General features: G+C 60.7%; 12 protein-coding genes. 10 read left to right on the top strand and 2 right to left on the bottom strand.

Features of this window, described 5'->3' with window-relative positions; genetic code table 11:
- The first annotated feature begins 118 nt into the window (after window positions 1–118).
- Entirely contained in the window at window positions 119–808 is a 690-nt protein-coding gene (locus BD293_RS04535; protein WP_142080068.1) for a hypothetical protein, read from the top strand.
- 4 nt (window positions 809–812) lie between these two features.
- Here the strand turns inward: BD293_RS04535 and BD293_RS04540 are convergent, their stop codons facing one another.
- Together BD293_RS04540 and BD293_RS04545 are read right to left on the bottom strand one after the other, a co-directional pair.
- Window positions 813–1,256 (bottom strand): YcgN family cysteine cluster protein, encoded by a 444-nt coding sequence (locus BD293_RS04540; RefSeq protein ID WP_142080069.1) that lies wholly within the window; start codon window positions 1,254–1,256, stop codon window positions 813–815.
- A gap of 42 nt (window positions 1,257–1,298) precedes the next feature.
- Window positions 1,299–1,898 (bottom strand): methyltransferase, encoded by a 600-nt coding sequence (locus tag BD293_RS04545; RefSeq protein WP_142080070.1) that lies wholly within the window; start codon window positions 1,896–1,898, stop codon window positions 1,299–1,301.
- 230 nt (window positions 1,899–2,128) lie between these two features.
- Between BD293_RS04545 and BD293_RS04550 the strand changes: the two genes are divergently transcribed.
- The 9 genes from BD293_RS04550 to BD293_RS04590 all read left to right on the top strand — a co-directional run bounded on the left by BD293_RS04550 (window position 2,129) and on the right by BD293_RS04590 (window position 12,212).
- The gene (locus BD293_RS04550) at window positions 2,129–4,570 is read left to right on the top strand and encodes a ligase-associated DNA damage response DEXH box helicase (protein ID WP_142080071.1); all 2,442 of its coding nucleotides are present in this window, start codon (window positions 2,129–2,131) and stop codon (window positions 4,568–4,570) included.
- Window positions 4,567–5,271 carry a ligase-associated DNA damage response endonuclease PdeM gene (pdeM, locus tag BD293_RS04555; protein ID WP_142080072.1) on the top strand — a complete coding sequence of 235 codons (705 nt, stop codon included), beginning with the start codon at window positions 4,567–4,569 and terminating at the stop codon, window positions 5,269–5,271. Before BD293_RS04550 ends, pdeM begins: the two co-directional genes overlap by 4 nt.
- A gap of 177 nt (window positions 5,272–5,448) precedes the next feature.
- Window positions 5,449–6,618: an FtsW/RodA/SpoVE family cell cycle protein gene (locus BD293_RS04560; protein WP_142080073.1), complete on the top strand. Its 1,170-nt coding sequence runs from the start codon at window positions 5,449–5,451 to the stop codon at window positions 6,616–6,618.
- 10 nt (window positions 6,619–6,628) lie between these two features.
- Window positions 6,629–7,729: a UDP-N-acetylglucosamine--N-acetylmuramyl-(pentapeptide) pyrophosphoryl-undecaprenol N-acetylglucosamine transferase gene (locus BD293_RS04565; protein WP_142080074.1), complete on the top strand. Its 1,101-nt coding sequence runs from the start codon at window positions 6,629–6,631 to the stop codon at window positions 7,727–7,729.
- Window positions 7,726–9,138, top strand: a complete 1,413-nt coding sequence (gene murC, locus BD293_RS04570; RefSeq protein ID WP_142080075.1) for a UDP-N-acetylmuramate--L-alanine ligase — start codon at window positions 7,726–7,728, stop codon at window positions 9,136–9,138. The genes BD293_RS04565 and murC overlap by 4 nt, the downstream gene beginning before the upstream one ends.
- A complete protein-coding gene (locus BD293_RS04575; protein WP_142080076.1) occupies window positions 9,138–9,419 on the top strand; it encodes a hypothetical protein in 282 nt (93 codons plus the stop codon). Before murC ends, BD293_RS04575 begins: the two co-directional genes overlap by 1 nt.
- A 167-nt stretch (window positions 9,420–9,586) precedes the next feature.
- The gene (locus BD293_RS04580; protein ID WP_142080077.1) at window positions 9,587–10,591 is read left to right on the top strand and encodes an ABC transporter substrate-binding protein; all 1,005 of its coding nucleotides are present in this window, start codon (window positions 9,587–9,589) and stop codon (window positions 10,589–10,591) included.
- A 53-nt stretch (window positions 10,592–10,644) separates the two neighbouring features.
- Window positions 10,645–11,442 carry an ABC transporter ATP-binding protein gene (locus tag BD293_RS04585; RefSeq protein ID WP_142080078.1) on the top strand — a complete coding sequence of 266 codons (798 nt, stop codon included), beginning with the start codon at window positions 10,645–10,647 and terminating at the stop codon, window positions 11,440–11,442.
- Window positions 11,439–12,212: an ABC transporter permease gene (locus BD293_RS04590; RefSeq protein WP_142080079.1), complete on the top strand. Its 774-nt coding sequence runs from the start codon at window positions 11,439–11,441 to the stop codon at window positions 12,210–12,212. Before BD293_RS04585 ends, BD293_RS04590 begins: the two co-directional genes overlap by 4 nt.
- Window positions 12,213–12,363 lie beyond the last annotated feature (151 nt).

Consider the following 12,363-nt stretch of genomic DNA (forward strand, 5'->3'; position numbering starts at 1 on the left):
TTGTGCGAAGGTCAAGACCGCGCTACACTTTCCGAAAACAACACTGCTAATGACCGGCTTGGCGCATATTTCGCGCCACCGGCACTTAGGACAGGCACGTGGCAAAAGGGCAGACAGTATGACCGAAGCGATGTCCCGACGCGAAATCGAGGATGTTTTATCTTCTATCCGCAGGATCGTGTCGCATGATGTTCACCCCAATGCGTCGCAAGAACAACAAGGCCCCGCGCATGACAAACTGCTTCTGACATCAGAACTGCGGGTCGATGATGCTGCGCCCGCCTTGGACGACGCGCAATCGGCCAGCGAGGACCAGGGTTTTGCGACCACCCCAGCCCCGCTTGCCGATACGGATACGGGACCGGTTGTCTCGCAAATTTCCGAAGTCACGCAAGAAGCTCCCGACGCGGTGCCATTTCCGACGCCCGCGCAAGCCCCGACTGCCGATATCGAGCCATCTGTTGATCTGAGCGCGGCACCTTTTGAGGAAGTACAGGCCGTTGAAGCTGAAGACTTGCAATCAGACGCAGAGTTGCAAAGCAGCCTTGAAGACAGCGCCTTGGAAGCAACGCTTGCGCGGCTCGAGTCGGTTTTGGCCAACTCGGTGCAGCCAAGTGCATCGCGCACACCCGACGCGCGTGCAGACCCGTCAGATGGCGAGCTTATTGACGAGGGCGTCTTGTATCAGATTGTTGCCCATATCGTACGGCAGGAATTGCAGGGCGAATTGGGCGAGAAGATCACCCGCAATATCCGCAAGCTGGTCCGGTCCGAAGTCGCGCGCGAATTGCAATTGCGCAAGTTCTGAAACCTCAGTCGTCCAGCGGGTAATCTTCCCAATCCTCAACCGGAATCGCATGTTCGGGCACAGTACGGCCCAGCATGGAAATGCCCGATGCCAGCGTTGAGGCAGGATCGCCCGTGACCAGCGGGTGCCAGTCGGGCAGGCGCTGGCCGTCATGCAACAGGCGGTAGGCGCAGGTTTCTGGCATCCAATAGGCGATGTCCTTCAACGTGTCAGGGGTCAGCACCACACATTCCGGCACGATGCGCTTGCGCTCTGCGTAATTGGCGCAGCGGCAGGTTGTATCATCGAACAAGCGGCAGGCGACACGGGTAAAGATCAACTCGTCCGTGTCGATATCTTCCAGTTTGTTCAGGCAGCATCGCCCGCAGCCATCGCACAGCGCTTCCCATTCTTCATTGGTCATCTGGCGCAGGGGGATATCTTCCCAAAATCTGTCTCTGACTGTCATGCGGTGCAGATAATCTGCCCTCTCTTACAAGGAAAGGGCCAATCAGCATTCGTCCATGTGAAATACCGCCATCTGGCTTGCCCCGCCCAAGTCAGGATGCGCGCCACCAATATCGTGAAATGCGACATGCGCCTTGCCTTGTCGCGCCACACGCCGCCCCCAGTCGCGGAACCGTGCGCGTGTCCATTCAAAGCGGTGGCCGGGGTGGCGGAAGCGGTGCGCGGGCACGCCCAGCAGCGGGTTAAATTCGGCATTTGGTGTTGTCAGGATAATGTGGCGCGGACGCAGCACCAAAAACAGCGCCCGCTCCAACTGGGACAGATGCGCAGGGTCCAGATGCTCGATCACCTCGATCATCACGGCACAATCAAACCCGGTCAATGACGGGTCTGGTGACAGCAACGACCCAAGCCTGACATCGGCGCGCGCGGCGCTGTCTTGCGCGTGCAGGCGTGCTTCCAGCTGGGCAACGGCCTCTGCGTCAATCTCGATGCCCACCAATCGGGTGATTTCCGGCAGCGCGGCCAGTCGCAAGAAGAAATCCCCATCGCCACAGCCGAGGTCGAGCACAGATGTGGGGTTGCAGGCCCGCAGCGCGGCATCGACCGCCGCCATCCGCTCTAGATGCAGCCACGTGGTCACGCAGAAACACGCAGTGTGATACACAACGTCTCGCCGCAGCAGGGCCACTGAGCACAGGCGCTCCAAGGCAGACCAGACGGGGCAGATGGGCGCATGAGGGCGGTTTCCGACTTGGGGTTGGTACGTTGCGGTGCTGTTTATCATTTCGCGCGCAGGATGCCAAAGCCCAACTGGTTGTCATTGCACCAATCCGCTTTACCCTAAGGGCTGTCATAAGGGACGTAAAACCAATGCCCGGCTTAGACCAGACTTGCACAAGTGAACTGCCAGCGCCGCTCGCGCGCTGGTTCGCGGCGCAGAATTGGGCACCGCATCCCCACCAGTTGCAGATGCTGCATGCCACAGGAAATGCCCTGCTGATTGCACCCACGGGCGGGGGCAAAACGCTGGCGGGGTTTCTGGCAACCCTTTCGGCTGCGTGCACGGGCGATATGGGGGCAGGCCTGCACACGCTCTATGTCTCGCCCCTCAAGGCGCTGACCCATGACATTGGCCGCAATCTGGCGCGCCCTGTGGCTGATCTGGGGCTGTCCTTGCGCGTTGAGGACCGCACTGGCGATACATCCGCCACACAGCGCGCGCGCCAGCGTGTGGACCCGCCGCAGGTTCTGCTGACGACACCGGAAAGCCTTGCGCTGATGCTGTCCTATCCCGAAGCGCCGAAAATCTTTGGATCGCTGGCGCGGGTGGTGATCGACGAAATTCATGCACTGGCAGAGTCGCCGCGTGGGGATCAGTTAATGCTGTGCCTGTCACGGTTGCGCAGCCTTGCGCCGCGGATTCAGGTGGCAGGGCTGTCGGCCACAGTTGAGAACCCTGCCGCATTGGCGCAATTCATGGGCGGCGCTGACCTCATCGCGGCGGACCCCGGCCCCAAGCCCGATATTGCGATGCTGCCCACCACGGCTGCGCCGCCGTGGTCCGGGGCAGGCGGGGCCTATGCCGCGCGCGATGTGCTGCGCGCGATTGCAGACGCGCGCCTGACGCTGGTGTTCATCAATACCCGCGCGCAGGCAGAACTGTTCTTTCAGGCGCTCTGGGCTGTGAATGACGACAACCTTGCCATAGGGCTGCATCATGGCAGCCTGTCGAAAGAGGCGCGTTTGCGCGTTGAGGGCGCGATGGCGGATGGCGCGTTGCGCGCTGTGGTGGCGACGGGCAGTCTGGATCTGGGGCTGGATTGGGGCGATGTGGATCTGGTCATTCAGGTTGGCGCGCCCAAGAACATCAAGCGGCTGGTGCAGCGTATCGGGCGGGCGAACCACCGCTTCGACACACCCTCGCGCGCGCGGATCGTACCGGCCAACCGCTTTGAGGTGCTGGAATGTCTCGCCGCGCTGCAAGCGGTTGAGGCGGGCGAGTTGGATGGCGACGGGCGCGCACCTATCGGCGGACTGGATGTGCTGTGTCAGCATATCCTGCTGCTGGCCTGCGGCGCACCGCTTGACGCGGATGCGCTGTTTGCCGAGGTCACAAGCGCTGGTCCCTATGCGGACCTGACGCGCGCGGATTTCGACGCCTGCCTCGATTTCGCGGCCACGGGGGGCTATGCGCTGCGCGCCTATGACCGGTGGCAACGGTTGGTCTTGCGGGGTGGCCTGTGGCATCTGCGCGACCCGCGCGCAGCTAAGGCAATCCGTATGAATATCGGCACCATTGTTGCGCCAGAGTTGCTGAGCGTGCGGCGCGGGCCGCGTGGTGGTGCGCCCTTGGGCCAGATCGAGGAGAGTTTTGCCGCCTCGCTCAGCCCCGGCGACACCTTCCTGATCGGCGGGCAGACGGTGCGCTATGATCGTTTGCGCGACATGATTGTCGAAGTGACACCCCAACCCACGCGAGAACCCAAGATCGCCGTGTTCAATGGCTTGAAAATGGCGACCTCGACCGAATTGTCGGCACGCGTTCTGACCTTGATCGGGGACCGTGCGGCATGGGGGGCGCTGCCCGCACATATCCGCGACTGGCTGGCGCTTCAGGCGAGGGTTGCACGCCTGCCGCACCCCGGCACTATGACCTGCGAGAGTTTTCAGCGCGGTGGGCGGTGGTATTTCGCGCTCTATTCCTTTGCGGGGCGCAACGCCAATCAGACCCTTGGCCTGTTGCTGACCCATAGGATGGAGCGTGATGCGCTGGCCCCATTGGGCTTTGTTGCCACGGATTATGCGACCCTGATCTGGGGGTTGGAGCCGGTGCGCGATCCCGCGCCCCTGCTGGACCCCGAAGGCCTGCGCGCGGGCTTGCACGACTGGCTGGCGGAAAATGCCATGATGAAGCGCAGCTTCCGCTCGGTCGCCACAGTGGCGGGGCTGATCCAGCGCAACCTGCCCGGCGCGCGCAAATCCGGCAAGCAGGCGACATTTTCCAGCGATATCCTTTATGACACCTTGCGCAAATATGACCCCGATCATGTGCTCTTAAAGATCACGCAGGCCAGCGCGATGCGCGGGCTGGCGGATTTCGGGCGGATCGAGGAAATGCTGCGCACCCGCGCGCAAATTGTGCACTCGATCGCCCCCCATGTCACGCCCTTCGCAGCCCCCCTGATGCTGGAAGCGGGGCGCATTCCCATCAAAGGGGCTGGCAGTGCGCGCCTGCTGGAAGACGAGGCCGCGCGCATGATGGCAGAAGCGGGCTTGACGCTGGACGGCGTTGACGGAAAAACACTGGCATGACCATTTGTGCCTTTCGCTACCAAGCGCAGGACTTTATCGCGCGCCCCTCCGGCGCGCTATTCTGGCCGTCTCAGGACGCGTTGATCGTTGCGGACCTGCATTTGGGCAAATCGGCCCGCATGGCGCGGCGTGGGGGTGCGTTGCTGCCGCCCTTTGAAACCCGCGCCACGTTGGAGCGATTGAACGCTGAGCTGACAGCCAGTGGTGCTGCGCGGCTGATCTGTCTGGGCGACAGTTTTGACGATGATATGGCAATCGCGGAACTGGGGGACGCGCGCACCCTGATTGAAGATATGTGCCGCCGGCATGAAGCGCTGTGGATCACAGGCAACCATGACCCTGCGCCGGGTGATCTGCCGGGCCGCATTGTGCCTGAAGCGCAGATCGCCGGACTGACCCTGCGCCATATCGCAGCGCTTGGCCCTGATATTTCAGGGCATTACCATCCGAAATTGCGGATCGCAGGCCAGCGATTGCCTGCATTCCTGATCGGGGCGGATCATTTGATCCTGCCTGCATTCGGGGCCTATACTGGTGGCTTGGATCATGACGCGCCCGCGCTTGTCGGCCTTGTGCCCGTGGGGCGGGCAATCGTGACGGGCCGCGCGGCCCGCATGGTGCCCTTGCCCTTGCTTGCCGCGCCCAAGGGGGGCAGGGCGCAGTGGGCGCGCCGTCGCGCGGGGCCACCTGTATCGAATTAAAGCAGGGGCGTCGGCGCCGTTCTGCCCAAGCCATCCTGAACAGGCCCGCACGCCGCCCAAGCGCGTTATTATGCTGGAATCAACGGGCGTTTCAGGTTAGGCTGGCGCTTACAGACCCGGAAAACGGGCAATGACAGGCATAATAATAATTCCCGGCAGTGCGATCGAGGCAGTAACATGACGGAAATGGTATATGGCACCGCGCCCGCGCGCGTGGTGGAACCGGTCATCCCGCGGTGGTGGCGGACCATAGACAAGGTGACATTGACATCAGTGCTGCTGCTTATGGCCGTCGGGCTGTTGCTGGGGCTTGCCGCCTCGCCGCCACTGGCCACGCGCAACGGGTTGCCGCCGTTTTTCTATGTTCAAAGGCAGGTATTTTTCGGCATCCTTGGCGTGCTGGCGATGATCCTTTTGTCAATGTGCGCGCCCGAACGTATCCGCCGCTTCGCGGTGCTAGGCTTTTTCGTTTCATTGCTGGCCCTGATGCTGTTGCCGTTTTTCGGCACGGATTTCGGCAAGGGTGCCGTGCGGTGGTTCAGCCTTGGCTTTGGGTCATTCCAGCCATCCGAATTCCTGAAACCCATGCTTGCGGTTTTTGCCGCTTGGCTGTTCGCTGCGGGCCGAGAACCCAACGGCCCACCGGGGCAGGCGTTGTCCTTGGGCTTTACGATGCTGGTTCTGGCGCTGCTGGTTATTCAACCGGATTTCGGGCAGGCCGCGCTGGTCGCGGCTGGCTGGATGGTGATGTATTTCATCGCCGGTGCACCGATCTTTTTGTTGCTGGGCTTTGCAGGTGTGGTGCTGGCAGGGGGCTATACCGCCTATCACAATTCCGAGCATTTTGCCCGCCGTATCGATGGCTTTCTGACGGCCGAGGTCGATCCGCGCACCCAGATGGGCTATGCTCAGAACGCAATCTCCGAAGGGGGTTTCTTTGGCACAGGTGTGGGCGAGGGGCGCGTGAAATGGAACCTGCCTGATGCGCATACCGATTTCATCATTGCAGTGGCGGCCGAAGAATACGGTCTGATCCTCGTGCTGTTCATCATCGGGCTATATGCCACAATCCTGATACGTTCGCTGTTTCGGCTGATGCGCGAACGCGATACATTTATCCGTCTGGCGGGCACCGGGATCGTGGTTGTCTTCTCGATTCAGGCGATGATTAACATGGGTGTTGCGGTCCGGTTGTTGCCGTCGAAAGGCATGACTTTGCCGTTCGTGTCCTATGGGGGGTCATCATTGCTTGCGACCGGCATGGCAATTGGTATGCTTCTGGCATTCACACGGGTAAGGCCGCAAGGCGAAATTGGCGACATGTTGTCGCGGCGTGTGCATTCCTAAGGGGCAAACAATGGCCAAACCGCCACTTCTACTTATCGCAGCCGGAGGGACCGGGGGGCATATGTTCCCCGCCCAGGCCTTGGCCGAGGCGATGCTGGCGCGGGGGTGGCGGGTGAAGCTGTCGACCGATACACGCGGTGCACGCTATGCGGGCGGCTTTCCTGAGGCGGTGAAGGTTGAGCAGGTCAAGGCCGCAACATTCGCGCGCGGCGGGCTGGCAGACAAGGTGATGGTGCCGTTGCGACTGGTGGCTGGTGTGCTTGCGGCAAGTGCCTCAATGCTGATCGACCGCCCGCGCGCCGTGATCGGCTTTGGCGGCTACCCGACCATTCCGGCCCTGTCGGCGGCATGGGCCTTGCGTGTGCCGCGCATGATCCACGAACAAAACGGTGTGCTGGGGCGGGTGAACCAGATTTTTGCGCGCAGGGTCAACCGGCTGGCCTGTGGCACATGGCCCACGCAAATGCCCGACGGCATCGAGGCAGAGTTCACCGGCAACCCCGTGCGCGGCGCGGTGCTGGAGCGCGCGGGCGCGGGATATATTCCGCCCGGCGATTATCCGATGGACCTGCTGGTGATTGGTGGCTCGCAGGGCGCGCGCATCCTGTCAGATGTGGTGCCCGAAGCCATCGCAGCCCTGCCAGAAGAGATCAGGCGCAACCTCAATGTGTCGCATCAGGCGCGCGAAGAAGATATCGCGCGTGTCGTGGCCGTTTATGAAGCAGGTGGCGTCGCTGCCGAAATCGCGCCGTTCTTCAACGATATTCCCCGCCGCCTGTCCGAATGCCAGTTGGTTATCAGCCGGGCGGGGGCCTCATCCGTGGCTGATATTTCGGTAATCGGGCGCCCGTCTGTGCTGGTGCCCTATGCGGCGGCTGCGGCCAATCATCAGGCGGCGAACGCCAAGATGCTGTCATCGGTGGATGCCGCAGTCGTATTTCCCGAAGCGCATTTCACTGCGCCAGCACTTGCCGACAGTCTGGAATCCATCCTGACCAATCCACGGGCCGCGCAGGCGATGGCGCAGTCGGCCCTGTCTGCGGGCCGCGCCGATGCAACCGAGCGGCTGGCCGAGATGGTCGAAGCCCTTGCCAGAAAGGACACACCATGAGCCCGGCCACGAAGCTGCCAACCGACATAGGACCAATACATTTCATAGGCATTGGTGGAATTGGTATGTCGGGCATTGCCGAGGTGTTGATGACACATGGCTACCATGTCCAAGGCTCTGACTTAAAGGCCAGCCAGATCACCGAAAGGCTGGAAAGCCTTGGGGCAGAGGTGTTCATTGGCCAGCATTCCGACAATATCGGCCCTGCCGCAGTGGTCGTCGTGTCCACTGCGATCAGACCCGACAATCCCGAATTTCTGGAGGCGCGCCGCCTTGGCTTGCCAGTGGTGCGCCGCGCCGAGATGCTGGCCGAACTGATGCGCCTGCGCTCGAATATCGCTGTGGCTGGTACACATGGCAAAACAACAACCACCACGATGGTGGCCGCATTGCTGGACGAAGGCGGGCTGGACCCGACTGTCATAAATGGCGGCGTGATCCATGCTTACGGGTCCAATGCACGGGCGGGCGCGGGCGAGTGGATGGTGGTCGAGGCGGATGAAAGCGACGGCTCGTTCAACCGTCTGCCCGCTACGATGGCGATTGTGACCAATATCGACCCCGAGCATATGGAACATTGGGGCGATTTTGACGCCTTGCGCAAAGGATTTTACGATTTCGTCTCGGGCATTCCATTCTACGGGCTGGCGATCTGCTGCACCGATCATCCCGAAGTTCAGGCGCTTGTGGCCAAGCTGACCGACCGGCGCGTCGTGACCTTTGGCTTTAACGCGCAGGCTGATATTCGCGCGATTAATCTGCGTTATGAAAAGGGCGTTGCCCTGTTCGACATCGCCCTTCAGGATGAGCGCCGCCTTATCAAAGGCTGCGCGCTGCCCATGCCGGGCGATCACAATGTCTCAAACGCTTTGGCGGCCGTCGCGGTCGCACGGCATCTGGGCATGAATGGCGCCGAAATCCGCAGCGCCCTTGCCAAATTCGGCGGCGTTAACCGGCGCTTTACCCGTGTGGGCGAAGTGGGCGGTGTGACTATTATTGATGATTACGGTCATCACCCCGTCGAGATTGCAGCCGTGCTTAAGGCCGCGCGACAGGCCCTTGGCGGGCAGGGGCGCGTCATTGCCGTGCACCAACCGCACCGCTTCACCCGCCTGTCGAGCCTGTTCGAGGAGTTTTGTACCTGCTTTAACGAGGCCGATATCGTTGGAATCGCGCCCGTATATGGGGCCGGAGAAGACCCGATACCGGGGGCCAGCCGCGATGATCTGCTGGCAGGGCTTGCGGCGCATGGCCACCGCTCGGTCCATGCTGTCAGCACCGAGGATGAACTTGAAGCGCTGGTGCGCGAACACGCTGCACCCGGTGACATGGTGGTGTGCCTTGGGGCTGGCACCATCTCTGGCTGGGCGCATGGGCTGTTGCCGCGGTTGCAGGCAAAGGCTGCGTAATGGGGCCGGAACAACGCGTCTATCTGATTATGTTCGCATCCGTCTTGGCGGGCGCATTGCTGGGCGTGCTTCTGATCCGAAACGGCTGGAAGCGGGCCTTTGGCGCATTCGCAGCGGCGCATTTATTCGCCGCCATCGGCCTGATGCTTGCCTTGCAGGGCAGGTCGCAGGCGGACGGGGTGATGTATGCGATTCTGCTGTCGGTTTTTGTGCTGCCTGCAACCCTTGGTTTGGCAATGGGTGGCGGAGTCGGATGGTGGTTGCGCCGCCGGGCCGGATAGCATCACGACACGGACGCTTTGACTGATCATAATTCTTGCATCTTTCCCTTCGATGCCCAAGAATGTGGCAAAGCTGCTGCGCAGTCTGGCCGCAATGCTGCTCTGCGATGACTTCGTGCCAGCGAAAGCTTACGCCGTAATGTGTAAGTCCAACAGGAGGGATCTTAATGCTTTATCGTCCAATGCTTGCTGCAATCGGCCTGAGTGCCCTTGCAGTGTCTGCCCATGCCCAGACCTCAATGCCATTCGCATTGGACTGGCGCTTTGAAGGGCCGTCCGCGCCCTATTTTGTCGCCATCGACAAGGGCTATTTCGCAGATGCCGGGCTGGAGGTCGAAGTGACCGCCGGACAAGGCAGCCTTGATGCAATCCCAAAAGTAGCAACCGGGGCGTTTCCAGTTGGTTTCGCGGATATTAACAGCCTGATCAAGTTCCTTGACCAGAACCCTGACGCGCCCGTAATCGGCGCGATGATGGTCTATGACAAGCCGCCATTTGCGATTGTTGGTCGTAAATCGCTTGGGATCGAGGCACCCTCTGATCTGGAAGGCCGTATTCTGGGCGCGCCGCCCCCCGATGGGGCGTTCGCACAATGGCCGATCTTTGTGGCGGAAACCGGCATTGATGCAAGTCTTGTCACAATCGAACCCGTCGGCTTCCCCACACGAGAGCCGTCGCTGGCCGAAGGCACCGTCGATGCTGTAACGGGGTTCAGCTTCACGTCGTTCCTCAGCACCGCGCGTCTTGGCGTGCCAGAGGATGACCTGACTGTTATCCTGATGGCAGATCACGGCGTTGATCTTTATGGCAATGTCGTCATCGTAAACACTGATTTTGCAGAAGAAAACCCTGATGCAGTCTCGGCATTTCTGGAAGCCGTTGCAAAAGGATGGGTCGACACAATCGCCGATCCTGCCACAGCGATTGAAAGCCTTGTCAGCCGCAACCCTGCGATGGATGGTGAGTTGGAGTTGCGCCGCCTTGAACTGGCGCTAGAAGATTCGGTCGTGACAGACTGGGTCATGGAAAACGGGATGGGCATTATCGACAATGACCGTTTCGCCAACTCAATCGAGCAGATCAAGCTGACTTACGAGTATCAGACAGAACCTGACGCAAGCCTGTATTTTACAGATGCCTTCCTGCCAGAGGGTGGCTTCAAGCTGGACTAAGGCTGATACGAACCAGCGCCCTTGTGGCGCTGGTTTTTTTGCGCGGGGACAGAATGCAAAATCTTATTGAAATAAAGGGTGTGCGGCACGCTTATCGCACCGATGCCGGGCCGCTGCCTGTGCTTGACGGATTGGATGTGTCGGTGCCTGAAGGTGGCTTTGTCGCTGTGGTCGGCCCCTCCGGGTGTGGCAAGTCCACACTGACACGCCTGATCGCCGGGCTGATGAAGCCTGACGAGGGCGAAGTCTGGCTGCATGGCGAACGTGTTAAGGGGCCACGCGCGACTGTGGGCATGGCGTTCCAGAATCCGGTTTTGCTGGAATGGCGCACGATATTGAAAAACGTGCTGCTGCCGCTGGAAATCGTGCCTACCAAATTGTCGAAAAAACAGGCAGAGGAGCGTGCGCGCTTCTTGTTGTCCTTGGTGGGGCTTGAAGGGTTTGAAGACAAGCGCCCCTCGGAATTGTCGGGCGGTATGCGTCAGCGTGCCTCGCTGTGCCGCGCGCTGATCCACCAACCCGATGTTCTGATCCTTGACGAGCCGTTCGGCGCGCTTGATGCCTTCACCCGCGAGGATTTGTGGCAGACCATGCACCGCGTCAAGGAACGTGAACCGTTTACCGCCGTGCTGATCACGCATGATCTGCGCGAGTCGATCTTTCTGGCCGATCAGGTCGTGGTGCTGTCGGGGCGTCCGGCGCGCACGCAATATGTGCTGGATATCCCGTCGAATGGCCCGCGCACGCTGGACGATCTCTATACGCCCGAAGCGGCAGAGCAGTTGAATATCTTGCGCCACCAGATTCAAATCGCGCAAGGGCGCGCCCCGGCAGAGGAAGCGCGCGCATGACCGTTTGGAAAACAGTGCGTGGTATTGGCGTGCCCCTGATCGCGGTCGTCGTGTTTCTGTTGTTCTGGGAATGGCTGGTCTGGGTGAATGGCTGGCCCAAATTCAAGATGGCGGCCCCGTCTGATCTGCCCCCTGCCTATGAGCGGCACTGGGATTTGTTCCTGACGATGGGCTGGCAGACTTTGTGGCGCACTGTGCTGGGGCTGTTTCTGGCCGTTTTGTTCGGCACACTTCTGGGCATGATCATGGGCTTTTCGCGGCTGATGCGCGATGCGCTTTATCCGCTGCTGGTGGGGTTCAACGCCATTCCCAAGGCAACCGTCGTGCCCATCGTGGCGCTGATGTTCGTAGGGCAGCATGATTTCAACACGGTGCTGCTGGCCTTCATGATCTCGTTCTTCCCCATTGCGGTGTCCGTCTCGATCGGGCTGTCCACTCTGGAGCCAGAGTATCGTGATATTCTGCGCTCGCTCGGGGCGTCTCAGGCGACGATTTTCTGGAAGATCGCGCTGCCAAAGACGTTGCCGGAATTTTTTGGTGCGTTGAAAGTGGCGGTGACACTGGCCTTTATCGGCACCAACCTGATGGAGATTGTCAGCCCGCATGGGCGGGGCTTGGGCGCATTGTTTGACAGCGGGCGCACCAATTCCGATTTCCCGCTGATGTTCGCAGTCTTGATCGCCTTGGCGTTCCTTGGGATCGTTCTGTATTACATCGTCGTGGCACTGGAGAAAATCTTTGCAGGCTGGGCCGAGCGCGCGCCGGGCTGACGCGACCCTTATATGATACTCTGCCAAAAGGCCCCGGAAGTTTTCCGGGGTCTTTTGGTTTGCCTGCGGGGCAATTGGCGTTTGCGGGTGTGGGGTTGGCAAAACAGAACTCCTGCCTGTGCTGGATTGTAGGCGCAGATGTTTTCATTAT

The organism is Roseinatronobacter monicus, from assembly GCF_006716865.1.
Taxonomy (GTDB): Bacteria; Pseudomonadota; Alphaproteobacteria; order Rhodobacterales; family Rhodobacteraceae; genus Roseinatronobacter; species Roseinatronobacter monicus.

Bases quoted from the DNA above. Each gene is read 5' to 3' on its own strand.
- BD293_RS04535 (WP_142080068.1), top strand. From the start codon at position 119: ATGACCGAAGCGATGTCCCGACGCGAAATCGAGGATGTTTTATCTTCT.
- BD293_RS04540 (WP_142080069.1), bottom strand. From the start codon at position 1,256: ATGACAGTCAGAGACAGATTTTGGGAAGATATCCCCCTGCGCCAGATG.
- BD293_RS04550 (WP_142080071.1), top strand. From the start codon at position 2,129: ATGCCCGGCTTAGACCAGACTTGCACAAGTGAACTGCCAGCGCCGCTC.
- pdeM (WP_142080072.1), top strand. From the start codon at position 4,567: ATGACCATTTGTGCCTTTCGCTACCAAGCGCAGGACTTTATCGCGCGC.
- BD293_RS04560 (WP_142080073.1), top strand. From the start codon at position 5,449: ATGACGGAAATGGTATATGGCACCGCGCCCGCGCGCGTGGTGGAACCG.
- BD293_RS04565 (WP_142080074.1), top strand. From the start codon at position 6,629: ATGGCCAAACCGCCACTTCTACTTATCGCAGCCGGAGGGACCGGGGGG.
- murC (WP_142080075.1), top strand. From the start codon at position 7,726: ATGAGCCCGGCCACGAAGCTGCCAACCGACATAGGACCAATACATTTC.
- BD293_RS04575 (WP_142080076.1), top strand. From the start codon at position 9,138: ATGGGGCCGGAACAACGCGTCTATCTGATTATGTTCGCATCCGTCTTG.
- BD293_RS04580 (WP_142080077.1), top strand. From the start codon at position 9,587: ATGCTTTATCGTCCAATGCTTGCTGCAATCGGCCTGAGTGCCCTTGCA.
- BD293_RS04585 (WP_142080078.1), top strand. From the start codon at position 10,645: ATGCAAAATCTTATTGAAATAAAGGGTGTGCGGCACGCTTATCGCACC.
- BD293_RS04590 (WP_142080079.1), top strand. From the start codon at position 11,439: ATGACCGTTTGGAAAACAGTGCGTGGTATTGGCGTGCCCCTGATCGCG.